Annotated in this window: 25 protein-coding genes and 1 pseudogene; 13 read left to right on the plus strand and 13 right to left on the minus strand. The window is 69.4% G+C overall.

Annotated elements, in window-relative coordinates:
- Window positions 1-5: 5 nt before the first annotated feature.
- Window positions 6-584 (minus strand): hypothetical protein, encoded by a 579-nt coding sequence (locus tag D7V80_RS08020; protein WP_120587590.1) that lies wholly within the window; start codon window positions 582-584, stop codon window positions 6-8.
- A gap of 32 nt (window positions 585-616) precedes the next feature.
- Window positions 617-1213 (minus strand): hypothetical protein, encoded by a 597-nt coding sequence (locus tag D7V80_RS08025; RefSeq protein WP_120587591.1) that lies wholly within the window; start codon window positions 1211-1213, stop codon window positions 617-619.
- Between the two features lie 575 nt (window positions 1214-1788).
- Between D7V80_RS08025 and D7V80_RS08030 the strand changes: the two genes are divergently transcribed.
- Complete coding sequence (locus D7V80_RS08030) at window positions 1789-2262, plus strand: hypothetical protein (RefSeq protein ID WP_120587592.1); 474 nt, start codon at window positions 1789-1791, stop codon at window positions 2260-2262.
- Window positions 2263-2284: 22 nt separating this feature from the next.
- Here D7V80_RS08030 and D7V80_RS08035 read toward each other — a convergent pair whose 3' ends face one another.
- The gene (locus D7V80_RS08035) at window positions 2285-2947 is read right to left on the minus strand and encodes a hypothetical protein (protein WP_120587593.1); all 663 of its coding nucleotides are present in this window, start codon (window positions 2945-2947) and stop codon (window positions 2285-2287) included.
- Between the two features lie 109 nt (window positions 2948-3056).
- Between D7V80_RS08035 and D7V80_RS08040 the strand changes: the two genes are divergently transcribed.
- Together D7V80_RS08040 and D7V80_RS08045 are read left to right on the plus strand one after the other, a co-directional pair.
- Complete coding sequence (locus tag D7V80_RS08040; RefSeq protein WP_014399481.1) at window positions 3057-3815, plus strand: DUF1338 domain-containing protein; 759 nt, start codon at window positions 3057-3059, stop codon at window positions 3813-3815.
- A 147-nt stretch (window positions 3816-3962) separates the two neighbouring features.
- A complete protein-coding gene (locus D7V80_RS08045; RefSeq protein ID WP_120587594.1) occupies window positions 3963-4529 on the plus strand; it encodes a hypothetical protein in 567 nt (188 codons plus the stop codon).
- A gap of 45 nt (window positions 4530-4574) precedes the next feature.
- Here D7V80_RS08045 and D7V80_RS08050 read toward each other — a convergent pair whose 3' ends face one another.
- Window positions 4575-5165, minus strand: a complete 591-nt coding sequence (locus tag D7V80_RS08050; protein ID WP_120587595.1) for a DUF938 domain-containing protein — start codon at window positions 5163-5165, stop codon at window positions 4575-4577.
- A gap of 157 nt (window positions 5166-5322) precedes the next feature.
- Here D7V80_RS08050 and D7V80_RS08055 point away from each other — a divergent pair, with 157 nt between their 5' ends.
- Both D7V80_RS08055 and D7V80_RS08060 read left to right on the plus strand, forming a co-directional pair.
- Window positions 5323-6960: a cell wall anchor protein gene (locus D7V80_RS08055; RefSeq protein WP_304987247.1), complete on the plus strand. Its 1638-nt coding sequence runs from the start codon at window positions 5323-5325 to the stop codon at window positions 6958-6960.
- 134 nt (window positions 6961-7094) lie between these two features.
- Entirely contained in the window at window positions 7095-9044 is a 1950-nt protein-coding gene (locus D7V80_RS08060) for an FG-GAP-like repeat-containing protein (protein WP_120587597.1), read from the plus strand.
- 27 nt (window positions 9045-9071) lie between these two features.
- On the opposite strand, the gene D7V80_RS08065 is transcribed toward D7V80_RS08060, so the two are convergent.
- The gene (locus D7V80_RS08065; protein WP_147447015.1) at window positions 9072-10382 is read right to left on the minus strand and encodes a hypothetical protein; all 1311 of its coding nucleotides are present in this window, start codon (window positions 10380-10382) and stop codon (window positions 9072-9074) included.
- Window positions 10383-10541: 159 nt separating this feature from the next.
- On the opposite strand from D7V80_RS08065, the gene D7V80_RS08070 reads away from it, so the two are divergent.
- Window positions 10542-11822, plus strand: coding sequence for an amidohydrolase family protein (locus D7V80_RS08070; RefSeq protein ID WP_120587599.1), 1281 nt, complete (start codon window positions 10542-10544; stop codon window positions 11820-11822).
- Window positions 11823-11830: 8 nt separating this feature from the next.
- On the opposite strand, the gene D7V80_RS08075 is transcribed toward D7V80_RS08070, so the two are convergent.
- Complete coding sequence (locus D7V80_RS08075) at window positions 11831-12076, minus strand: hypothetical protein (RefSeq protein WP_120587600.1); 246 nt, start codon at window positions 12074-12076, stop codon at window positions 11831-11833.
- Entirely contained in the window at window positions 12073-13215 is a 1143-nt protein-coding gene (locus tag D7V80_RS08080; RefSeq protein ID WP_120587601.1) for a hypothetical protein, read from the minus strand. Before D7V80_RS08080 ends, D7V80_RS08075 begins: the two co-directional genes overlap by 4 nt.
- A gap of 150 nt (window positions 13216-13365) precedes the next feature.
- Here D7V80_RS08080 and D7V80_RS08085 point away from each other — a divergent pair, with 150 nt between their 5' ends.
- Together D7V80_RS08085 and D7V80_RS08090 are read left to right on the plus strand one after the other, a co-directional pair.
- Complete coding sequence (locus D7V80_RS08085; RefSeq protein ID WP_120587602.1) at window positions 13366-14355, plus strand: hypothetical protein; 990 nt, start codon at window positions 13366-13368, stop codon at window positions 14353-14355.
- Window positions 14356-14433: 78 nt separating this feature from the next.
- Complete coding sequence (locus tag D7V80_RS08090; RefSeq protein ID WP_199738431.1) at window positions 14434-15375, plus strand: hypothetical protein; 942 nt, start codon at window positions 14434-14436, stop codon at window positions 15373-15375.
- 118 nt (window positions 15376-15493) lie between these two features.
- Here the strand turns inward: D7V80_RS08090 and D7V80_RS08095 are convergent, their stop codons facing one another.
- Window positions 15494-17458, minus strand: coding sequence for a putative metal-binding motif-containing protein (locus D7V80_RS08095; RefSeq protein ID WP_233585209.1), 1965 nt, complete (start codon window positions 17456-17458; stop codon window positions 15494-15496).
- 428 nt (window positions 17459-17886) lie between these two features.
- Between D7V80_RS08095 and D7V80_RS08100 the strand changes: the two genes are divergently transcribed.
- From D7V80_RS08100 to D7V80_RS08120, 5 genes and pseudogenes are all read left to right on the plus strand, one after another.
- Window positions 17887-18750, plus strand: a complete 864-nt coding sequence (locus D7V80_RS08100; RefSeq protein WP_120587605.1) for a DMT family transporter — start codon at window positions 17887-17889, stop codon at window positions 18748-18750.
- A gap of 110 nt (window positions 18751-18860) precedes the next feature.
- Complete coding sequence (locus tag D7V80_RS08105; RefSeq protein ID WP_120587606.1) at window positions 18861-19121, plus strand: hypothetical protein; 261 nt, start codon at window positions 18861-18863, stop codon at window positions 19119-19121.
- A 30-nt stretch (window positions 19122-19151) separates the two neighbouring features.
- On the plus strand, window positions 19152-19415 hold the full coding sequence (locus tag D7V80_RS08110) for a hypothetical protein (RefSeq protein ID WP_120587607.1): 264 nt from the start codon (window positions 19152-19154) through the stop codon (window positions 19413-19415).
- A 234-nt stretch (window positions 19416-19649) separates the two neighbouring features.
- Window positions 19650-19979, plus strand: a pseudogene (locus D7V80_RS43840) (hypothetical protein); the annotation flags it as partial.
- Window positions 19980-19993: 14 nt separating this feature from the next.
- Window positions 19994-20989, plus strand: coding sequence for a M4 family metallopeptidase (locus D7V80_RS08120; protein WP_233585211.1), 996 nt, complete (start codon window positions 19994-19996; stop codon window positions 20987-20989).
- Here the strand turns inward: D7V80_RS08120 and D7V80_RS41320 are convergent.
- The 5 genes from D7V80_RS41320 to D7V80_RS08140 form a co-directional block, all read right to left on the minus strand.
- Window positions 20935-21255, minus strand: coding sequence for a hypothetical protein (locus D7V80_RS41320; protein ID WP_147447016.1), 321 nt, complete (start codon window positions 21253-21255; stop codon window positions 20935-20937). The genes D7V80_RS08120 and D7V80_RS41320 overlap by 55 nt on opposite strands.
- A gap of 101 nt (window positions 21256-21356) precedes the next feature.
- Complete coding sequence (locus D7V80_RS08125) at window positions 21357-21695, minus strand: putative quinol monooxygenase (protein WP_120587610.1); 339 nt, start codon at window positions 21693-21695, stop codon at window positions 21357-21359.
- A 38-nt stretch (window positions 21696-21733) separates the two neighbouring features.
- Window positions 21734-22270, minus strand: coding sequence for a DUF4833 domain-containing protein (locus D7V80_RS08130; RefSeq protein WP_120587611.1), 537 nt, complete (start codon window positions 22268-22270; stop codon window positions 21734-21736).
- 133 nt (window positions 22271-22403) lie between these two features.
- Window positions 22404-23084, minus strand: coding sequence for a 1-acyl-sn-glycerol-3-phosphate acyltransferase (locus D7V80_RS08135; RefSeq protein ID WP_120587622.1), 681 nt, complete (start codon window positions 23082-23084; stop codon window positions 22404-22406).
- A 355-nt stretch (window positions 23085-23439) separates the two neighbouring features.
- A complete protein-coding gene (locus D7V80_RS08140) occupies window positions 23440-23859 on the minus strand; it encodes a choice-of-anchor R domain-containing protein (RefSeq protein WP_120587612.1) in 420 nt (139 codons plus the stop codon).
- Window positions 23860-23870: the final 11 nt, after the last annotated feature.

Below are 23870 nucleotides of genomic sequence, written 5' to 3' on the forward strand. Positions count from 1 at the left end.
AGCGTTCAGCGGGCCACGGGCCGCCTCCGGGCGACGCGCTCCCGCACGGTGGCGATGAAGGCGGGCTTGTCCGCGCTGCCCTTCACGCCGTCGAAGTCCAGGTCCAGGTTCTCTGCAATGGCCCGGAGGTATTCCAGACAGGGCTCGTCCTGGGGCGCCTTGCCTTCGGCGAACAGCGGATGGCAGACGGGGCAGTAGTTGACCACCCAGACGCGCTCGCCCTCTGGAATCTCCAGCGAGACAGGGCTGCCGTCGCTCAGGTCCTCGTCGTACGGCTCGATGCGCCAGACACCCGTGGCGTCATCGTCGTCCATGAGCAGCTGCCGGTAGTTGAGGCTGGGGACGAACTCCCACTCGCCCCAGTCGTAGCCGAAGGCCTGCGTCCGCGTGCGTCTGGCGCGGCTCCGGGCTTCCTCGAAGGCGTCCGCGTCCTCGGGCGCCTCGTCGGCGGCGAAGAAGAACAGGTCCAGGAGGGCCTCGTCATTGCCGAAGCCCTCCTCCTCGCACTCCTTGCCTGTCGTCTCACCGCACTCGAACGACGAGGGGGGACCGCAGACACTGCATCGGTAGTCGTGGACGCCCATGGCTTTGAGACTACCAGCCCTGGGCGCGCAGCTCAGTCGTCGTCATCGTCGTCGTCCCCGCCAACACCGTCCAACCAATCGCCGTCTTCGGTGTAGAGCCGGTCGGTGATGTTGAAGGTGCACGTCAGCTCGCCGCCGTCCTCGTAGTGGTAGACGAAGCGCCCCTGGGCCTGGCCGTCGTCCTGAACCAGCCGCTCCAACGTCAGCGCTCCTTCCACCGGGACGCCGGTGACGGAGGGATAGCCCTCCTGGCCCGGCGCGATGAACGCGCCCCACTCGCGGACCCGGGACGTGTCTTCCGCCACGAGCACGTCTCCCTGCCGCAGGAGCTTCAGGGTCCACGCCCCTCCGCTCACCGTGGGCTCTCCCGGGATCACGATGTCCACGCCGAAGAGCGAGAGCTCGGGGGCACCGTTCGGCGTGTACGCCAGGTGGAGCTGCGTTCCCCGGGTCCCGTCGTAGTGGACGTACGCGGACATCATCGAGTTGTTCTCGATGGGCCAACCGATGCTCTGGGCGCCGTACGGGCCCCGGCATTCGCCCTCGGGCTTGGGCACGGAATCACAGGCGGTGGTGGACAGGACGCAGGCCAGCAGCGGCAGCGCGGTGCGGAACAAGGGTCGGACCATCTGCCCATCTAACCAGGGCCCCCACCCGTCCCGTCAGTCCCACCGCGTCATTCCTCGGAAGCCTCCGGCACGTCGAAGGTGCCCGGCAGCTCGCCCTGAAAGGAGCGGTGCACCAGCGAGGACTGCTCCTCGAGGGGCCACCGCACGCGCCGGCCCTGATGCGTCCCCCCGGCACTCCCCCCGGACCCTGGGGAGGTCTTCCAGCAGGAGGCAGGACGAAGCGCAGCAGGCGCAGGCCCATAGCGGCAGCACGACGCGCGGCGGAAGGGACATGGCCTTCATCCTATCCGGAGGGCCGCGGAGGCATGGCCCCGGTGGGCACGACCCGCCGGGCCGCGTGCCTCCGTATGAGAAGGCATGCGAGTCATGGACCTCCGCCGGACGCGGTCCCTGCTGGGCGCCCTGCTGTCGTGGTGCGCCGCCGCCTGCCACGGGACGGACGGGGCTGAATCCCCGTGTGAGGGCTCGGACTGCGCGGAGCCCGGGCGTTCGAGCAGGGCACGCTGTCCTCCCAGACGCAGCCACGCGCGAACTTCGGGGGCCTCAAGGTGCGGCGGGCCGCTGGACGCACCTTCGTGCTGGAGACGACGCGGGACGAGGAAGGGCGGGACACCCGCCGGCTCACCGTGTCCGCGCAGCGGATGACGCCCTACGACGGCTACCTGGGCGTGCTGTCGCTCGACTCGGGCGCCCTGCGCTTCGAGCACCGCGTGGACACGGGCCGCGCGGACCACTTCTCCGCGCTGCGCTGGACGGACGCGGGACTGGCCGCCGTGGGCGCGTCCGGCTGGGACCGGTGGTACGGCGGGATGAGCATCTCACGCGGCTCCGGCGCCCTGCTCGCGCTCGCGTCCCCTGACGGCCAGACGGTGCGCACGCGGCGGCCCGGCCCCGAGGGACAGGGCCGCCATTTCCACCTGCTGGGCGTGGACGCGGACGGGGACTCGCTGGTGGCGGTGGGGCTCGCGGAGGCGCCGATGACGCACTCCGGAGACAACGGTCACCTGGAAGCGATGACCTTCGGCGGGCTCACCGTGGAGCTGCGCTGAAGTCCACCGCGTGCCCCACGGGTCAAGGCACCGGCGTCACGTAGCAGATGTCAGACAGGTAGGGGCAGTCCTGCGGGCAGCTGGACGGCGTCTCCCCGTCGCAGCACACGCTGTCCCCGCAGACAGGCCCGAAGCCACAGTCCACCGGGCAGTTGAAGGCATTCTCCGTCGCGGGGTCGCAGGTGTAATCGCCGCAGTAGCCGGTGGGGCTGCCGCAGTCCCGCGGGCAGTTGTAGCTGGTCTCCGTGTGGAAGTTGCAATAGCTGTCACCGCAGTAGCCGCCGGGGATGCCGCAGTCCTCCGGGCAGTTGAAGGCGTTCTCCGCGCTGGAGTCGCAGTAGCTGTCACCGCAGAAGGCGCACAGGCCGGCGGCGGACGCGGACGCGAACCCCATGGGCGTCACGTAGCAGATGTCAGACATGTACGGGCAGTCCTGCGCACAGTTGGAAGGCGTCTCCCCGTCGCAACACACGGAGTCACCACAGGTGGGCCCGGGGCTACAGTCCCACGGGCAGTTGAAGGCATTCTCCGTCGCGGGGTCGCAGATGGAGTCGCCGCATGTGCCGCACAGGGCCTTCTCCTGACGCGCCAGCTCGGGCACGGCGGTCTCCGTCTCCACCGCCCCTCCGCACGCCAGCAGCAGTCCGGACACCAGGGCCAGCAGCCCCGTCTTCATCACGTTCATCGTCAATCTCCGTGTAATCAGCGTTTCCACCCTGAACGGGCTTCCGCTTGTTAATACGGTTCACGGATGGCGCTCAAAGCCCCGGGGAGCGCGGCGTAGACTGCCGGGCATGACGACCTCCGCTTCCGACGCCTCGCGGCTCTTGGACCTGCTGTGGGAGCGCTACGCCTCTGAAGTCCCCTTCGCGCGCACCTTCGTGACGCTGTCCGGGGGACACTTCCGCAACGACCACGTCGCGTTCCGCACCCTCGCGCGGCCAGAGGGGGGCATTGCCCTCTTCTCCCGCGTGTTCGAGCGGTTCGGGTGGAAGCCGGCTGGCGCGTACACGTTCCCGGACGCGCACCTGTCCGCCATCTACCTGTCGCATCCGGACGGCCTGCCGCGCGTCTTCCTGTCCGAGCTGAAGCAGGAGGAGCTGTCGCCGCGCGCCCGCGAGCTGCTCGCCGCGCTGCCGGTGGATCCGCCGCCGCCGGAGGACGTGGAGGCGCTCGCGGCGTGGTTCACGGCGCCGCCGCCGCCGGACGAGGCCGCGCTGCTGGAGCTGGAGAAGGAGACGCAGTACGGCGCGTGGCTGCTGGCCTTCGGCCGCAAGGTGAATCACTTCACCGGCGCGGTGGACGACGTGGAGGCGTGGCAGCGGCGCATGCGCGAAGCGGGCGTGCCCATGAAGGCGGACATCGAGGGCGCGCCCGGCACTTCACTCCGGCAGACGGCCACGCACGCGGCCCCACTGCCCCTGACGCTCCGGGGGGGTGGCACGCGCGCATGGCCGTATGCGTACTTTGAAATCGCCCAGCGCTCGGGAGGGTTCGACGGGTTCCTGGGGCCGCAGGCTCGCGCGCTGTTCGACATGACGAAGCGGGACTGAGGCTCGCAGGCCCGTGTCGGCTCCGCGATGGAGCTGTCCATCCCCGGGGTGGGGCCTTCAGGCAAGGCGGCGTGGAGGACGTGTTGCGAGGACAGGGACGCCTCTCCACCTTGCCGCACGACGAACCCACGACAGAGGAGGCACACCATGCCCATGTCCCGACTGCCGCTGATGCTCGCCGCGACCACGGCGCTTTGTTTCTCCGCGGGTTGTTCCAAGAAGGGGATGAACAAGGCGGAGTCCAAGGAGCCGATGTCCGCCACCGCGATGTCATCCACGGGGGACCAGCGCTGCCCCATGTCGGTCCCGGGCGCGCAGGTCCAGACGCAGGACACGTCCGACGGCGTGGCGCTCATGTTCACCACGTCCGACCCGTCGCAGGTGTCAGACCTCCAGACGCGCGCCCGGCGGATGCTGAAAGAGCAATCCAAGGGCTCCAGCGAGGAGACGCCCATGGGCATGGCGCGAGCGGAGGACCTGGGCGACAGCTCCATGGAGATCCAGGATGGCCTCGACGAGAGCGCCACCGGCGGAGGTGGCGCCCAGGGCATGGCCGGGGCGCCCACCGTCCCCGCCCAGGCCGTGGCCACGGACACACCGCAGGGCATCACCATCACCTACTCCGCGCAGGACCAGATGCAGAAGCGCCAGCTCATCGACGAGGTCCACGAGACCGCCCGTCAGCTGAAGGGTGGCCTCTGCCCCGGCATGTAGCCCACGCGCCGGGACGGCGTGACGAACGCCGTCCCGGTGGAGGCCCTACCGGCGGAACACCACCGTGAGGTTGTTGCTCGGCATCTCCACCACGCGCTCGCGCTGGAGCCCGTGGCGCGCAGCCTCGGCGGTCACCGCGCCCAGCTCGCGCACGCCCCAGGATGGGTCGCGTGCGCGGAGCGACTCGTCGAAGGCGAGGTTGCTCGGCGCGGGCTCCTTCCCCTCCACGAAGTAGGGGCCGTACAGCACCAGCCGTCCGCCCGGGCGCAGCACCCGCGCCGCGCCCCGCATCAATCCCTGGCAGGCCGCCCACGGCGCGATGTGGATCATGTTCACGCAGAGCATGGCGTCCGCGTGCTCCACCGGCCATGCGTCCGAGCTCGCGTCCAGCCAGCGCGCGGGCAGGACGTTGGCCAACCCGTCCTCCATGCGCCACGCGTCGATGCTCTCCAGCGCCGCCGGGTCGCCGTCCGTCGGCTGCCAGGTCAGGCCCGGGAACGCCTTCGCGAAGAAGGCCGCGTGCTGGCCGGTGCCACTCGCCACCTCCAGCAACGTGCCCTCCGTGGGCAGCACCTCCCGGAGGACGGCGAGGAGCGGTTCGCGGTTGCGTTCGGTGGCCGGAGCGTGACGCTTCATGTCCTCCCCTCTTCCACACCCGCGCACGCGAGGAAAGGTCTCTCGTGGAAGATTGCAATCACAGTCAACTCAGCGGCCACCGCGCACGGAATCCGCAACACTTTCCGGGACCTGTCGAAAACCTCCTGCTTCAACTCGCCTCATCCCCCAGGCAGGAGTGACCTTGACGTTCTTCAACCGGAATGTTTCACGCATGCTGTGCTCGGTGTCCCTGCTCGCGCTCTCAGGCTGCGGGCCGCTGGAACAGGACGCTTCCTCCCTCCCCGAGCAGGAGGTCGCGACCGCCCGGCAGGCGGTGTCCAACATCGCGTACCGGAGCAGCGCCACGGCAGGCGGCAGCACGCGCACTTCGCTGAGCATCGCGAAGCCCGCGGGCACGGCGGTGGGTGACGTGCTGCTGGCCCGCATCATCAACCGCAACAACGTGGCCGCGGTGGCGACGCCGCCCGCGGGCTGGACGCTGGTGCGCTCGGACCAGAGCGCGTCGCAGCTCAAGGCGTGGATCTTCTACAAGGTCGCCACCGCTTCCGAGCCGTCCACGTACGAGTTCACCATCGACATCGCCAGCTACATGGCCGGCAGCATCTCCGCGTTCTCCGGCGTGGACACGGCCAACCCCATCGACGCGCAGACGGGCCAGAAGAACGGCCTCACCGCCAGCTTCAACACGCCCGCCCTCTCCACCAGCACGGCCAATGGCGTCGCGGTGTGGTTCGGCTCGCAGCTGTGGACCGGCTCCGCGTGCCCGGCGAGCCCCATCGTCCCGCCCGCGGGCTTCACCGAGCCGGTGGACACCTGCCTCGTGTCCTCGTCCACCGGCGTCATCTACAACGTGGCCCACAAGGACCTGGGCGCCGCGGGCGCGCAGGGTTCGTTCAACGGCTCCTCCCCCTACGCGGAGACGAACACCGCGCAGGTGGTGGCGCTGCGCGCGGCCAACACCTCCGCCTCCTGCTCCGTGGGAGACACCTTCGCCACCGCGTACACCACCCAAGGCACCGTGACGGCCACCGCGCTGGTGGAGCCGTCCGGCATCGCCGCCAGCCGCCTCACGCCGGGCGTCCTCTACGCGCACAACGAGGACACCACCGCCATCGTCGCCATCAGCACCGCGGACGCGAGCACGAAGGGCACCTTCACCGTGTCCAACGTGACGCCCGCGGACTGGGAGGACGTCGCCACCGGCCCGTGCCCCGCCGGCCAGTGCATCTACATGGGCGACATCGGCCGCTCGAGCGCCAACTTCCCCACGCCGCCGTCCACCTTCGCCGTCTACCGCATCCCGGAGCCCGACATCGGCGCGGGCCAGACGAGCGGAAACCTCACCGCCGAGGCCTTCCCCTTCCAGTACCCGGACACGCCCAAGGACGCGGAGACCATCATGGTCCACCCCACCACGGGCGACATCTACATCGTCACCAAGTCCTATTCGGGCGCGAGCAAGGTCTACAAGTTCCCCCAGCCGCTCCCCACGCCGGGCACCATGAGCACGCTCGTGTTCGTGGCCAACCTCCCGTTGCCCACCACCACGGACACGAACTACGGCGCCGCCACGTCCGGCGCCATCCACCCGTGCGCCAACCGCTTCATCCTGCGCACCTATCGCAAGGTGTATGAGTTCCGCGCCGCCGCCGGCGCGGCCTTCGAGACCGCGTTCGCCGCCACGCCCGTCTCCCTGACGGACACCGTGGAGGGCCAGGGCGAGGCCATCGAGTACGACTCGACCGGCACGGCCTATTACACGATGAGCGAGTCGCCCTCGCCCTTCCGGCTCAAGCGCGTCGTGCGCCAGTAGCTCGCAATCGCAGTCATGCCCAGGCCGCGTCCGGTTCCTGGACGCGGCCTTTCGTGCGCCGTGAGCCATCCACGCCGCGACGGCACATTGAAGGAATTTAAGCTATTTCTAGTTTTCCATGTATAATCGCAACCATGCGATGCCTCCGTCCCCATCTCGCGCGCGCCGCCGCGCTGCTCTCGGTGTTCACTCCGCTGCTGGCCTGCGGGCCGGACGGAAGCGCGCCGCCCTCCCCTGACGTGCAGCCCGGGCAGGCGCGAGCGTTGGCGACGACGGGACACAAGGCGTTCCGGGTGATGACGTACAACGTGCGCGGTCCCCTGGACACGGGCGTGCGCGCGTGGCCCAACCGCAAGGCGGCGGTCCTCCAGCGCATCCTCGCGAACAACGCGGACATCGTCGGCGTGCAGGAGGCCCAGGCGCCCTCGGGCGGCCCCAGCATCCCCGCGGACCTCATCGCGGGGCTCACGGGCGCGGACAAGCCCTACGGCGTCTACAACCCGGGTGGCGGCAGCCCGAAGCTCATCTTCTTCAAGAAGAGCCGCTTCGAGATTGCCCCGGAGGTGGGCCAGGGCAACGAGGCGCTCGTGAATCCCTATGCCTCCAGCGAAACGTGCTTCAGCCACGCGGAGGGCAAGAAGATTGCCTGGGTGGGCCTGCGAGACCTGGCCTCCGGCCAGGTGTACTTCGTGGCCAACACGCACTTCGCCTACGCGGCGGCGTGCTCACTGGGGCGGCTGCGGGAAGCCGAGCAGATGGCGTCGTTCCTGGCCACGAAGCCCGGGGGCCTGCCGGTCATCGCCATGGGGGACTTCAACTCCGACGCGCAGGGCCAGTCCACGCCGGGGGAGACGACCATCGCGGACCTGGAGGGCGGGGCCCGGCTGTTCCGCACCGCGCGCTTCGACGGCGTGACGGGCGTGGATGACGCCACGTTCAACAACGCGTGGAACGGGTCCACGTCCACGAAGTACCAGCGGCTGGACTACATCTTCCACAACGGGGGCGCGCTCACCTCGTCCGCGCCCGCCATCGACCGGACGGAGAGCGGCGGCCTCACGCCGTCGGACCACTACCCGGTGCTCGCCACGATTCGCCCCTCCATCTTCAACGCGGGCTCCACCCTCTCCCCCACCCCGAGCGGCACGTCCACCAGCACGCAGCTGTTCTTCGCGGACGTCACCGGTGACGGCTGCGCGGACCGCATCACCTGGAACTACGCGGCGGGCGAGGGCGAAACGTGGGTGGCGAAGTCGAAGTGCGACGGCGGCTTCGCCACGGCGGTGAAGAACACGGGCGCGACGAGCGGCGTCGCCACCACGCGCTTCTTCTTCGCGGACGTCACCGGCGACGGGTGCGCGGACAAGGTCCTCTGGCGCCCCAACCTGGGGGACGGCGAGGTGCGCATCTACCCCGCGAAGTGCGACGGCACCTTCGGCGACCGCGTGGCCATCACCCAGGCGGCGAGCACCAGCGACGCCACGCGCTTCTTCTTCGCGGACATCACCGGCGACGGGTGCGCGGACCTGGTGCGCTGGAATCCCACGCAGAAGTCCGGCGCCTTCGACACCTTCGTGTCGAAGTGCAACGGCACGGTGTCCTTCGGCGCCGCGGTGACGAGCACCACGGGAGCGAACACGAGCGTCGGCACCCGCGTGTACTTCGCGGACGTGGACGGCGACGGCAAGGCGGACCGCATCCTCTGGAACCCGGCTCAGGAGGGGGGCCGCACGCGCGTGTACCGCTCCACCGGCGCGGGGGCGTTCACGCTGCACTTCCTGCACGAGTCAGGCACCAGCGGCGTGGAGACGTCCCGCTTCTACTTCGCGGACGTGGACGGCGACGGCAAGGCGGACAAGGTCTTCTGGCGGCCGGGCTTCCGCGAGGGCCGGATGCAGATCTACCCGAGCACCGGCACGAACTTCGCGGGCAGCCCGGTGATGGACAACACGGGCTTCAGCAACTCGGAGAACACGGACTTCTTCTTCGCGGACATCGACGGCCGGGACGGCGCGGACAAGGTGTACTGGAACCCCGGCAACTACGACGGCGACACCAAGGTGTTCCGCGCGCTGACGCCGTAGCGCCAGCACGCGGAAGGGGGTGCGCGCTCAGTCCTGGAGGACGACGTAGCCGTACGCGTTCGAGCTCCACGAGTCCGGTTCGAACCCCGGGGGGACTGCCTTGTAGAGGTCCTGGTAGCCGTGGCCCATCCCCAGGGAGCGGGAGGACCACTGCACGAAGTAGCGGCCCGCGCCCAGCTCCCGCAGCGGCGACACCTCCGCGGGGAGGATGAAAGGGGTGAAGCTGCCCACGGTCGCGGGGGCGGTGACGTACCAGTCGAGCTCGGGCGCCTGCTGGGGAATCATGCGAACCGTCACGCTGTGCATGGCGGGGTCGGCGCTCCAGCGCAGCGTCAGCCCGGAGCGCGGCCCGGAACCGGGCGCCGCCTCCGTGCCCACCGAAGGCGAGGCGAGCGTCACGGGCGCGGGCAGGGCCAGCGACGTGACACCTCCAGCAGCCAGCGGCGCGTTCACGACCATCCGCCCGGAGGAGATCCGCTCATCACGGCCCGCCGTCGCGGACAAGCGGACGTCCACGGTGTCGAACGGCGGCGTCCGGGCCATGGCCGGGACCTCGATGGGCGTGGCGCCGGGGGTGCTCGTGGTGAAGAGGTACTCCGACCCGAGCGAGAAGGTGGCGGTGACGCCCGACAGCGCCCCATAGGGCTGGAGGTTCGTCACCTCCACGGGCAGCCGCTGGTCCAGCGGGTGGTCCAGGGGGATGACCAGCCCGCTGACGGTCCGCCCCTCTCCCACGGCGATGTCCCGCAGCAGCCCCACGGCGGAAACCCGCCCGCTGTGGTCGGTGTTGTCGGTGACGAACAGCGCCACCTGGCCGGCGGTCTCGCTCCAGACGTCGACGCTGAAGGTGCCATCTGCCTCCGTGTTGTCGACGCCCGAGAAGCCCTCTCCCACCACGCGCACCTGCGCCGGTCTTCCCGAGAGGTTCGTCACGCGCCCGGTGAGCGTGGCCTGCCGGCTGCCCTGGAAGCCGCCCGCGAGCAAGCCGAAGCCGGAGCGGACCCACACCTCCGTGCCCTCCACGTTCAGCGTCGTGCTGGCCCACACCTTGCCGTCGCCCACCATGACGACGGTGATGTCCTGGGGGCCGGTGATGGCCGCGTCATGGAACCGTGCGATGCCGTCACGGCCCAGCGGCTGACGGAAGCGGCTGCCATCTCCCAGGAGGACGGTGATGCCCTGCATGTCGCCAAGGCCGGCGACGAAGTCCCACCAGTCCGAATGGACGATGAGGGTGGCCGGGCCTTCCGGGCCCGCGTCCGGAGTGTGGGTGGGCGGGTCGGTCTTGTCGCCACAGGCGACGCACAGCAGCACGGCGAGCACAATCAAGCGATGCAATGAAGGTCCCCCATCAGAACGGTGCGGCATTCGAAAGCCGCCCCCCTGACGCACGAACCCGCGCCAGCTGACGTCGTGCACGAAGAAAAGCACTCGGAAGGCCCTGCCCCACGAACCGATGGCCCCGGACGGCGCGACGCGCGCAGACTGCGCCCCCACATGCGCGCCCTGCTCCTCGCCACCGTCCTGTCCGGGGTCCTCGGCTCCGCGTCCGCGCGGGCCCAGGCCCCTTCCCGCTCCTACGTGCTGCGCCCGGCGCGCGTCTTCGACGGCACGACCGCGAAGCCCCACACGGGCTGGGTGGTGGTCGTCACCGGAGAGCGCATCGTCGCGGCGGGACCGTCGCAGGGCGTGAAGGCGCCGGAGGGTGCGGAGGTCATCGACCTGCCCGGCGCGACGCTGCTGCCCGGCCTCATCGAGGGCCACTCGCACCTGTTCCTGCATCCGTACAACGAGGCGAACTGGAACGACCAGGTGCTCAAGGAGTCCCTGGCGCTGCGCGTGGCGCGGGCCACGAACCACGCGAAGGCGACGTTGCTGGCGGGCTTCACCACCACGCGCGACCTGGGCACGGAGGGCGCGGCGGACGCGGACGTGGGCCTGAAGCAGGCCATCGACCAGGGCATCATCCCGGGCCCGCGCATGGTCGTCACCACGCGCGCGCTGGTGGCCACCGGCAGCTACGGCCCCAAGGGCTTCGCGTCCGAATGGACGGTGCCCCAGGGCGCGGAGGAGGCGGACGGCGTGGACGGCCTCACGCGCGCGGTGCGCGGGCAGATGGGGCGCGGCGCGGATTGGATCAAGGTCTACGGCGACTACCGCTGGGGCCCGCGCGGCGAGGCGCTCCCCACCTTCTCCCTGGACGAGCTGCGCCTCATCGTGGAGACGGCGAAGAGCGGCGGGCGTCCGGTGGCCGTGCACGCCAGCACGCCGGAGGGCATGAAGCGCGCGGTGCTGGCCGGAGCGGAGAGCATCGAGCACGGAGACGCCGGCACGCCGGAGGTCTGGAAGCTGATGGCCCAGCGGGGCGTGTTCCTGTGCCCCACGCTGGCGGCGGGCGACGCCATGCTCCAGTACCGCGGCTGGAAGCGCGGCGTGGACCCGGAGCCCGAGTCCGCGAAGAAGAAACGCGAGGGCCTCAAGGCCGCGCTGGCGGCGGGCGTGCCCCTGTGCGTGGGCGGGGACTCGGGCGTCTTCACGCACGGGGAGAACGCGCGCGAACTGGAGCTGCTGGTGGCCAGCGGCGTGACGCCCGCGCAGGCGCTCCAGGCCGCCACCTCCGGCAACGCGCGGATGCTGCACTGGGAGGACCGCGTCGGACAGGTGAAGGCCGGGCTCTTCGCGGACCTCGTCGCCGTGGAGGGCGACCCCACGCAGGACATCCGCGCAGTGCGCCAGGTGCGCCTGGTGATGAAGGGCGGCACGCTGTACCGGCGCTGAAGCGGCGCTCAACGCCTCGCACGGCGGACGCGGCCGAGCAGGCTGTCCGCCAGCCCCGCCAGCAGCAGCACCGGCGCGGCCAGCACCGCGCCAAACCAGGCCAGCGCGTAGAGGACGCCGAAGCCCATGCTCCCGGGGCCGCCCATGACGGTCCCGGACAGCACGCCCACGGACTGACGCCCCCCGCCCAGGTGCAGCGCCAGGAAGAGCGCGCCGAGGCCCAGCGCGGCAAGGACGAACGGATGTCGCATCATCGGTGCGCCTCCAGGTGCGGCGCCCGCGCGAGACGCCAGAGGGGTCCTTCGACGAGCGCGTACAGCAGCACCGCGTCCGCGAGCGGATTGCCCGCCGCGAAGCGCAAACCGGTGTCGTCGTGCACCGGGAACGCCGCGAAGTGGAGGCTCGTGAGCAGCCCGTCCAGCGCCTCTTCGTCGTCGAACGCCGCCGCCCCCACGAGGGCGAGCCCGCTGGAGCCTGCGTTCGCGTTCACCCACGGAATCGTGGGCCCGGAGTCGATGTCCTGCACCGCCGCTGTCTCCTCGGGCCACTCCCCTGCCCACGCGAAGCCCAGCGCCTGCCCCAGGAGCGCGGCGCGGGCCCGCTGGTATTGGTCGCTCGCGAAGTCCGCGTCCACCACCTGGAGCATGTGCGCCGCGAGCCACAGCGTGGAGCCCTCTGGCCCGTCCTTCGTCACGCCGTCGTAGGTGAAGCTGGACACGAGCAGACCGGTCCGACGGTCGGACAGGTTCTCCCGCGCGGAGGCCACCCACCGGCGCAGGAGCGCGCCATGGTCCCGCCCGTCCACCCGGTCCGACAGGCGCAGCGCCGCGAGCGCCACCGTGTTGCAGAAGGTCCAGCCTTCATCCGGATAGCTCTCCGCCGCGAGCACCGGCGCGCGCTCCAGCTGTCCGGCGATGAGGTCCACGCGCTCGCGCAGGAGCGGCGCTTGGTCCGCGCGCTTCTCCACCATCTGGCGTGCGGCGAGCATCAACGCCAGCTCACCGTCCACGAAGAGGCTGCGCCCGGCCGGGTCCTTGAAGGGGCCCGCGTGCACGTAGGGCAGGAAGAAGGCCTCGTGCGCCCGCCGTTCGTCTCGCAGCGTCCGGCCGATGAGCGCGTCCACGACCGCCAGGTGTTCCGCCCTTCGCGCGGGCTCCGACAGCGCGAGGTTCGCGAACGACAGCACGGAGAAGGTGCGCACCATCAGGTCCCACTCCGGATTCGTGCGGTGGAGCACGTCGCGCTCCGCGCTCGATTCCTGGAGCGAGAACGCGCGTTGGCGAAGGGCCAGCGCCGCCGTCAGCGCTTCCCGGTCGCGGGGCCGGAACAGGAGGTGGAGCGCGGGCAGCCACACCGCCACGGCCAGCACCAGCAGCACGAGTTTGCGTCGCATGCCCGGCAGTCTCGGCCGTGGGCGGGGCCGCATCGTGGCGCCTCGAGCCGGACGGTCGGCCCCGTGCACTGAACGGTCGCGGTCCCATCCGAACCGGCGCCTCCCGCGAACGCCTTGTCCCAACCCGCCGGGCCCGCGTGTCTCAAGGCCATGACGACACGTGGATGGAAGGCCCTGGGCGTGGGGACGTTCTTGCTCGCAGGGGGCATGGTGCTGCCCCCTTCCGCGGAGGCGTGCAGCGGCGCTCCCTGCTACCCCCGATGGATCGACTTCCCGATGCCGGCGGACGCGGTCGTGCCCGCGAACGTGCCGGCGCTGGTGATGGCGTCGACCGGATGGCCCCCCGTCGACAGCGGAAGTCTGCGCCTGCGCACGGAGGACGGCGCCGACGTGGAGGCACGGCTCCTGTCAGGCCCTCGCGGAAGCGGGGTCCTCGTCCCGGCGGCGCCGCTCGTACCTGGGACCGGCTACCGGCTGGAGGGCCACAGCGTATGCCCGGGAGCTTCGGAGGAAGAGAACACCGCGGTGACGACGTTCACCGCGGGCCCGGCGGTCGCGCTCCCCGCGACGTCGGGGACCCTGCAAGCCGGCCCCGAGCAGCGCGGGTCCTTCCCCGTCTATGGCGGCGCTTCCTGTTCGACAGAGGTGGAGGGCAGCGAGGTGACGCTGGACTTCACGCCCTCGCCGGAGCTGGTGCCCTTCCTGCCGTGGGTGCACTGGACGCTGGAGGTGGATGGGCAGCAGTGGGCCATCGCACCGCACGGCGTGGTGGAGCCGGCGGGCACCCTCCGCTTCATGGACCGGCTCCAGTACCCGCATGCACTGCTCACCGTGTACTCGGTCTGCGAGTTCCCACAGCAACAGCCGCCCCCCACCGACCAGGGCCTGCCTCCCGGAAGACATGTGGCCACGCTGCGTCCGGTGCTCGAACAGTCCCCCACGCCGCTTCCCGCCCTGGAGGTCTCCTTCGAGCTGAGCTGCCCCGAGAAAGAGCCCGAGCCCGAGCCCGGGCCAGCCCCTGACGCCGGCCCCAAGCCCGAGGCTCCGCGGAACGAGGGGTGCTCCCAGGCGGGCGGAGGCCTCGCGGCGTTCGGACTCCTGGCCACGCTCCAGCTCTGGCGACGCGGGAAACATCCCTGAGGAATGTCCCAGGCTCCCGGGCTCCGGTGTCTGATGAAGCAAATGCACGGACATACGTGGACACGTGGCGCGGTAGGGATGGCCCTCCTGGCGATGGGGGCCCTCGTTCCCTCGTCGGCGGACGCGTGTGTCGCGCCCAACTGCCTGGTGGATGTCCGCTTCCCGCTCCCCGAGGACGGAGGGACGGTCCCCGCGAACGTCCCCGGGTTGGTGGTGGTGCCGCCGCTCGTGGAGAACACGGATGTCTCCACCCTCAAGCTGACCCGGGCGGATGGCACGGAGGTGCCCTTCACGCTGGCGGATGGCGGGCGCAGGACGCATGTCGTGGTCCCGAAGGCGCCGCTCGTACCGGGCACGCAGTACCGCATCGAGGCGAAGGGCCTCTGCCAGTTCCAGGAGACCCAGACGCAGTCCGCGACCTTCACCGCGGGCCCGGAACGGCCCCTGCCCACCACCCTGGGCACGCTGAGCGTGGACACGCCGAGCCGCGGGGTGTTCTCCGTGTTCGGGGACTCGAACTGCGGCAGTCCGCAGGAGGGGGACTTCACCACACTGCGCTTCACCCCTTCGGCGGAGCTGGTGCCGTTCATGCCCTGGATGCGCTGGGAGGTGGAGGTGGACGGCCAGCCCTGGTCGTTCAGCAATCACCACGGGCTGAGCTCGACGGGCGAGGACAACCCGGACAGCCACAAGTACGAGTACAACCGGCAGCTACTGGCGCTCTACACCGTCTGCACGGCGTACAACCCGCCGCCGCCCAACCGGGGCCTCACGCCCGGGCTCCATCAGGCCACGCTCAGGGGAACGCTGGAGCACGCGGACCTCACGCTGCCGCCGCTGAGCGTGGACTTCGAGCTCCGCTGCGCCGACGGGGGCACTGACGTGGTCGAAGACCCCGTGGATGAGGATCCCCTCCACAGCCCGTCCAAGAACGGCTGCACCCAGGCGGGAGGGGGCCTGACGGTGCTGGGGCTCCTCGCCACGCTGCGGCTCTGGCGCGGCCGCAAAGTCAGGGATTGAGCCCGGGGACCGGGAGCGCCGGCCCCCAGGATGTCAGCGGACGCCTCGTCCAGCACCAGGGCCCGGGGAAAAGCGCGCCGATGGATTCGGCGCGCGATTCCAGCCGGTCATGGATGGCTCAGGGCGCAGGCGGCGCCGTGAAGTCCACCACGGTGCCACCGGCTCCGGCGGCCACGATGCGAGTGGGTGAAGGGCCATCCAGCGAGGACAGCGGGGTTGTCGCTTGCCCTTGGTACGCGGTGCTCCACTCGGAGCCATTGTAGAAGAGGATGTTCCCTTCACTGGTGGCGACGTAGATGCCCTTCTCACTGAAGGCAAGGACGTCCCGGATGGCGGCCTTCGTGGTTCCATTGGGTTCGAAGGCGGTAGGCAAGGAGGTCCAGACGCCTCCACTCCTCTTGAAGACCATCCCATTGTCGCCTGCCGCGTAGGCGAAGCGGCCATCCGTGACATGGATGCCCTTGAGGAATCCGTCGAAGGATCCGCCCAGGGGGTCCGGCTTCCACGAGGAGCTTGCCGTGTCATAACGGTAGGCAACTGCCTTGTTACTGGCATCCCCGCCCACGGCCAGCAAGGTGTCCTCGGAACCGGCGCTCGCGACCGCACGAAGGTTGTCGGGAACAGTGCCGAACTCAGTCAGATCCGTGTTGAGCCGGTTGTAGGGCTCCACCCATTTGAAGGTCTTGCCCTGGTTCGAGACCACATAGACAGTGGGTTCCGTGGGCTGCTCGATCCCCGTGATGCCATACAACGTCGTCTGGCCGGTCGAGCCGGGCGCGGTGGGCGTGTAACACTCCAGATCGGTGGTTAGGGGGCCCCGGGTCGTCATCCTCCCTCCATCACCGACGGCGAAGACGCGCCCGCTCGCGGACGCCCACACCGCCTTCCAGTTCCCCTTGCAGGAAGGTCTCGTAAACGACGTCACCGTGGGGGTCGGACTGGTCGTGCTGTCGAAATGGACGAGCTTGTCCTGACCGACCAGCCACGCCTTCCGCCCCTCGTCGTAAAGGGCGATGGCCGTTACTTCCGCATTTCCTCCAACGCCCGCTCCCGTCGTCCACTCGAGGGGAGCGCATCCCTCATCCACGCCGTCGGAGCAGTTGTTGTCCAGCCGGTCGCAGGCCTCCGCCAACCCATTCCGGACGTAGGTTGAGCTCTCATCGCAGTCCTCGGATTGGGTCACAGCGCCAACCACGGGGGCCTCACAGGCCGGCCCCACGTCCTGGCCCTTGAAACCGTCACCGTCGCCGTCCACGAACCAGGCCACCGGATTCTCGGTCGGGAGTCGCGCACAGGTCGTCTGGCTCGGGGTGGAGGCACACGCGACCTTGCCATTGCACTTGAGCTCATCCTTGCAATCACCGTCGACGTCGAAGTCCTCGTCGTCCATGCCATTGCAGTTGTCATCCTTGCCATCGCAGCGGAACTCCGCGCGATCCGGGTGGACCTGCCCATCGCTGTCGTTGCAGTCCCCCCCTCTATCCACGGCCCCGGCAGGCTGGGTGCAGCTCTCCACCCGAGTGCTTCCGTAGGTGTCCCCATCCGCATCCACGAACCAGACCTTCTTGTCGTTCGCGTCCGTCTCGCCGAGGGTGCAGTTGTCATCCTTCCCGTTGCAAACCTCCATGGCGCTGGGGTTCACGGCGGGGTCCCCGTCACTGCAGTCGGTGCCGCTGACGACACCTTCAGCGTCGGCGCTGCTGAAGTAGCCGTCCCCATCCCCATCGATGGCCCTCACGGTGAAGTCCACGTCCAGCGAGCCCTCCTCGGGAACCTGAGCCCTCTGCTCCTGCGGCTCGCCCACCACGGGGCCCGAGCAGTCGACCTCGTGCAGCTGCGTCGTCACGCTCAGCACGCGGCCCCAGTCCTTCTTCCGGTACACCGCCACCGACACGGTGCCCGGAGTCTTGCCGGGGATCGCCACGTCGAGGCTGCTCGTGTTCCCCGCGTTGTCCGCGTCCGTGGCGGTCACCGTGACGCATCCGCGCGTGAAGCCGCTGTAGCCGATGGTGACGTTCAGCGCTCCGGCCTTCGAGTCGTCCTTCTTGCACCCCGCCAACACGGAGGCACACAGCACTGCCATCAGGATTAAACGCATGGGACGGCATTTTCGGGTGCGCCCCTGACCCGGGCAAGGCGCATCGGAGAGAAACCACACCTACACGCTCCCCAACGTGCGGAAGGCGTGTTTCAAGCCCGGTGCCATGACGGGCTGCATCTTCCCGTCACACAAGAAGTCGAGTCTCGCGGCGTCGTGCGCCGGCACCTTCGCGAGGAAGCGCTCCCTGGCTGCGCGTACGGCGTCCGCCTCCACCGGACGCTCACAGGGCTGTGGAAGGGGGCAGGCAGGCAGCGGCTCGCGCGTGAGCAGCCACCGAGGGGCGGGGCTCGTCGACAGAGCGCGCCGACGTGAACCTGCTCCTACGGACTTGGGGAGGGAGAACACTTCAGCCAGGAGGTGATGCCAGGGGGCATGACGCGCGTCACGCGGCCCGCTATGTCCGGTGCCGCGTGAGCACGCCCCTCCTCACCCTGCTTGCCCTCCTGGGCTTCGCCGCGAACTCGCTGCTGTGCCGCGCGGCCCTCTCCGGTGGCGCGGCGCGCGGCATCGACGCGGGCTCGTTCACGCTGGTGCGGCTTGCATCGGGAGCGCTGGTGCTCGCGCTGCTGCTGCGGCTCCGGCGGGGCGGCCGAGGGGCGGCGGGGCATGGGAGCTGGGCCTCGGCGCTCGCGCTCTTCGTGTACGCGGCCGGCTTCAGCTTCGCGTACGTGCGCATCGGGGCGGGCGTGGGCGCCCTGCTGCTCTTCGGCTGCGTGCAGCTCACCATGCTCACGGCGGGGCTCGCGCGCGGTGAGCGGCCGCGCGCGCTCGAGTGGGTGGGGCTCGCGGTGGCACTCGCGGGGTTCGCGGGGCTCACGCTTCCTGGAGCGAGCGCGCCGGATGCGCTCGGCGCGGGGCTCATGGCCGCGGCGGGCGTGGCGTGGGGCATCTACAGCCTGCGAGGGCGTGGGAGCACGGACCCGCTCGCGGCAACGGCCGGCAACTTCGTGCGCAGCGTGCCACTGGCCCTGGCACTCGTGATGCTCTCCCTCGCCCTGGAGGCGGCCCCACCCCCGTCGCCGAAGGGGCTGCTGCTCGCGGTCGCGTCCGGCGCGCTCGCCTCGGGCGTGGGCTACAGCCTCTGGTACGCAGCGCTGCCCCACCTGAGCAGCGCGCGCGCGGCGGTGGTGCAGCTGTGCGTCCCGGTCATCGCGGCGGTGGGCGCGGTGCTGCTGCTCGGAGAGCCCCTCACCCAGCGCTTGCTATTGGGTGGCTCCGCGCTGCTCGCGGGCGTTCTGCTGAGCCTGAGGACGAAGCACAATCTCAGACGCTGAGACCGCTCCGAGCATAGCTTTTCAATGACATCGCGGCTTTCCAGGCAAACCTTGACCAACCCTTTCGTCCGCAGTTGCATCAGCACCTCACCAGCGAAAAGGAGCGTCACATGTTGCTTCGTGGGTTCGTGATGGCCGCTGTCGTCTCCATCTTCGGGATGGGCTGTGGTGGTGCGGAAGTGACGGACGGTGCCGAGAGCGGTGCGCAGTCCGGTCAGGTCTCCGCCGAGGCCCTCAGCAGCTGTGAGACGCTCCAGACCCGCCGCTGTACTCCGGGGGCGGAGACGGGCTGCCAGTGGGCCAATGGCACCTTTGGCGAGTGCTTCTGTCAGGAGATCCCCGCCAACAAGTGGGTCTGCCTGAGCAACTGAAGCGCTTCTTCAGCGAAAGGGAGTGGCATCATGCTTCTTCGTGGGCTCGCGATGGCCGCGGTCGTCTCCATCTTCGGAATGGGCTGTGGTGGCGCGGAAGTGACGGAGGGTCCCGAGAGCGGAGAGTCGCTCGGGCAGGACTCCTCGGCGCTCGTCAACAGCTGTGAGACGCTCCAGACCCGCCCCTGTGTCTATGACACGTCGAACAGCTGTTATTGGGCCAATGGCGCTCTGGGGGAGTGTTACTGCCAGGATGTCCCCTTCAACAAGTGGTTCTGCTGGGTCAGCGACTGATGTCCGTGCCGTGACCGCCTCTTGCCAGCGCCGTGCTGGCAGGAGGCGAGTCCGTGGGCCCCCGAGCGCGTCACAGCGCGCTGCAGGCCCAGACGCCCAGGGGCGTGCAGAAGCAATTGGGATTGGGGTGGCCCGGCAGACAGCAACTCCGCGACCCGCCCACGGATGACCGCGCATCGGATTCGGGGTCTCGCGACCCTGGGCGCCCTGGTCGGCCTTTCGGCCTGCCAGGGAATGGAAGAGCACGAGAAGCGCACCGGCGCCGAGCCGGACGCATCCCTGGGTGTCACGATTTCCGAACTCCAGGTGGTGGGCGCCGACGAGGGCCATGTGCCCACGTTCGCGAATGGGAACTTCGGCCAGCTCCGGCTCGGCGGGAAGGAGCGGACCGAGGAGGCAGCGGTCAGCGCGCTGCGCCCTTCCCTCCTGGCGGTGAGCAAGGTGTTCCATGCGGACCCCGCGGAGCTCGCCTTCCAGCGGGCCGTCACGGATGGCATGGGCGACCGGCACTTCGTCTATGTGCAGCGCAAACATGGCCGTGAGGTCCTGGGTGCCGCACTCGTCCTCCATACGACCTGCTGGGGACGACCTACGACTGTTACAAGAGCCTCTTCAACCGCGATTCCTACGACGGCGCGGGCTCCAGGCTCGTCAGCTCGGTCCACTATGGCTACGGCTACGCCAACGCGGCGTGGAGCGGCTCGAAGAATCAGATGCTGTACGGCGACGGCGACGGCGTGACGTTCGGCAGCATGGTCAACGCGCTGGACGTGACAGCGCATGAGGTGACCCATGGGCTCACCATCTCCACCTCCAACCTGTTGTACTTCGCCGAGCCCGGTGCCCTGAACGAGTCGATGTCCGACATCATGGGCAGTGTGTGCGAGTGGTACCGCAACGGGCAGGTGGTGAATGCCAACACCTGGAAGTGCGCGGAGGAAATCTATACCCCCGCCACATCTGGCGATGCCCTCCGCTACATGAACGACCCGCAGCGGGATGGGCAGTCATTGGACTACTTCGACCAGACCTTCAGCCCGTTCACCGACGTCCACTACAGCTCGGGCATCCCGAACCTGGCGTTCTATCTGCTGTCCCAGGGCGGCCAGCACCCACGGGGCCGCTCCTCCATCGCCGTGCGCGGAATCGGCATCGCCAAGGCGGCCCAGGTCTTCCACCGGGCCAACACGGTGCTGCTGCTTGGCAAGACGATGGCCACGTTCGCCGACGCAAAGCTGGCCACGGAGCAGGCCGCCGAGCAGCTCGGGTACAGCGCGGCCGACATCGCCTCCGTGACCGCCGCCTGGCAGGCCGTGGGCGTGGGCCCGAGCATCCTCGTCGCCGGCCAGGGCCTCTGGCTGGGACAGTCCATGGTGTCGAACGACCGCCGGTTCTCGCTCGTCCTGCAGAACGATGGGAACCTGGTCCTCTGGTTCGGGCAGAGCGCCCTGTGGACGTCGAACACCGCAGGCCAGGGGGCCCTGTCGGCCCACATGCAGGACGACGGCAACCTCGTCATCTACGACAAGGACGGCGTCACCCCGCTCTGGAACTCGGGGACCTGGGGATACTGAAGCAAGGACCTGGCGGCGCACGCCATCCTCGTGCGCCGCCGGTTCCGGCTGTTGCGCCTACCAGGTGACGAGCAGTTCGTGGACGCCGAGCAGGTTCTCATCCTTCTTGAAGCGGATCGGAACATGGCGGTGGCATCCGGGGCGCTCAGCTTGCCCGTCGCCACCTGCTCGGACACGACGCGACCGATGAGCGTGTCCGTGGGCTCACGCAGGTTCGCCTCCACCAGCGCCAGGAAGACGTCATCCAGTCCGGCCAGGGCCGCCATCGCCTCCTCGCGCGACGAGGCCCCAGGACCGCGAGCACGTCCTGATAGCGACTGACCAACCATGCCGTGTTGCCATTGAACTCACAACTCGAAGGCTGGAGTCACAACGGGACATTGATCGAGACGCCGTCCCGGCCGGCGATCCAGTCCCGCAGGTACTTGTTGAGCTCGCCGTAGAACGACACCCCTACCAGCTCGGCCACGGAAAAGAGCTCGACGAGCAGTGCTCCCACATTTCCGTTGTGTGTCTCGGCCGCGTCAGCGTCGACGTACTCCTCGAGGATCGTGTAGTGCCCCGGCCGCTGTGTGACAAACCACTGATAACGCAACGTTCCCGGCTCATCCGCAGCGGCGGAAGCCAACGCCCGGGCCAACCGGATGAACTCCGGCTCGTTTTCAGACCGCAGCACCCGAAACTCACACTGCACCAGGAGAGTCATTCGCTGACGATAGGACAGGAAGCGCAGGGAGTCCTACTTCACTGGCGGATCATCTCATGGACCGGCTTCCCATCCGGTCCCACACCATCCAGCCGCACGAAGTCGACCGAGAAGGGCCAGGACGTCTTCACGAAGACGTGCTCCAGCCGGGCGACGTTGTTCCCCAGCTTCGTCCACGCCTGGACCTGGCATTTGCCGTCGACCCGCGCGGTGGTGATGTCGACGGGGCGCGAGGGAAAGGCCTTCAGGCGAACCCGGACCCGCCAGCCATCCTCGGTGGCTTCGACCGGCTGCGGATCCTCCAGCCCATACACGGGTTGCTCGACCCCCAGCAGCTCCTCCACCTCCGATGGCCCGCGCTCCAACATGAGCCAGTACACCTGCACGGGATGCGTCCCCACGGGCCGGCAGGCCTCGTCCAGGCGCAGGGCATAGTGGACCTGGTTGCGGTTCTCGCTCCGGGTCAGGAAGAAGGCGGACTGCGATGGGACGGGCGCCCCGGCCGCGGAGGCCAGGGTCGCGACGGTCGTCAGCGCGACGGCTGTGAGATTGAAGAGCCCGGATTCAGGAAACATAGGGGTCCCCCATGCATCGCGCAGTGACGGCGGTCGCCCGCGAGGCCATATCGGGATGTCGAATACCGCTGTCCCCCGGAACTGTCACCCGCCCGGCACACTTTTCACAGAATTCGGCCCGGCTGCGTGACGTTCAGCGCTCGGCTTCCATGCGCGCCTTCTCACGGACAATGACATCGCGCACGTGGTCGCGCAGGGCGTGCACGTCCCCGGCGAAGCCCTCCGGGTCGATGGGCTCCAGCACGCGCACCCGGGCGTGGACCGCCTGCTGGATGACCAGCCCGTGCTTGGGCAGGGTCCGCGCGGTGCCAGTGAGGACCACGGGGATGATGGGGCAGCGCTGCTGGATGGACAGCGTGAAGGCACCGTCCTTGAAGGCCTTCACCTCCCCATCCTTGGAGCGGGTGCCTTCGGGAAACATCAGGATGGGGACGCCACGCGACAGCCAACGCTCACACCCGGCCATCATCTGGATGATGCTCGCCCGGTCTCCGCGGATGAGCGGCACATACCGGTTGAGCTGCATGTTCCAGCCGATGAGCGGCAGCTTGAAGTTCTCCGCCTTGGAGACCCACTTGAAAGGCCGGTAGAGGCCAAAGAGGACCAGGATGTCCCCCAGTGACTCGTGGTTGGCCACCAGCACCGCCGCGCCCTTCCAGGGCAGGCGTTCGCGGCCCTCCACCCGCAGGTGCCACATCGGGTTCACGTAGAAATACAGCTGTGCCCAGAAGCACGAGTACAGGTGAAGCACGCGCCCATTCGCGTCAAACGGGCGGGTGAGCGCCCACAGCAGGAGCGCTCCAAGGAACAGCATCGCGCTGGACAGCGCGAGGAAGGTCCAGAACGCGATCGAGAGGAGGATTCGGATGGCTCCCACTCTGTCATGGATGGATGGATCCACCCAGCGTAGGTGGGCATGGATGACGCCCGGTGCACGAAGGCAGTCCAGAGGCGCTGGGCGAAGGCTGCATCGCCCAGCGCCCGTGAGCACGACTGCCGCATCGGGCTCACATTCCCGCCTATACGCTGTAGGAGTCAGCCCGCTGCCAGAGGATGTCCCCGCCAGGCCGGCGGCGCCCGAGTTCCAAGGCGCCGCGCTGTCCGCGTGGGTAGAGGCGGAGCCCTCCACCCTGTTCCGAGTGAAGGGCCGTCGGGTGGCGGGGGCTGGCTCAGTTGCCGGCGTAGGCGGACATGTTGCTCCCCGGGTAGCCGCCGGTGCCGGACCAGGTGGCGGGCAGCGCCGTCAGCCCTGGCTGGACCTTGTAGGAGCCAGTGCCGCCGGTGTGACGCCAGTAGATGTCGCCGGTGGGCGCGAGGACCGCCAGCCAGTACGTCGTGCCCGACGTCACCGCCTGTGACGTGATGGTGCAGACGTTCCATGCCCCGGGGGTGACGGGCGTGACAGTGCAGGTGCGCAGCTGCGTGCCGGGCGTCCCGCTCCCATTCGCATACAGGCCGAGCTGGAGCGTGGTGGCCGTCGTCTGCGCATCCACGTAGAGATTCAGACACGTGACGTTGCCGGTGGCGTTCGCCGCGTAGCTGAACGCCGCCGCGACGCCGGCGTTCTCGAAGTCGGACGTCGTCAGCACGGTGCTGTTGC

This window comes from Corallococcus sp. CA054B, from assembly GCF_003611625.1.
In the GTDB taxonomy this organism is placed as follows: Bacteria; Myxococcota; Myxococcia; order Myxococcales; family Myxococcaceae; genus Corallococcus; species Corallococcus coralloides.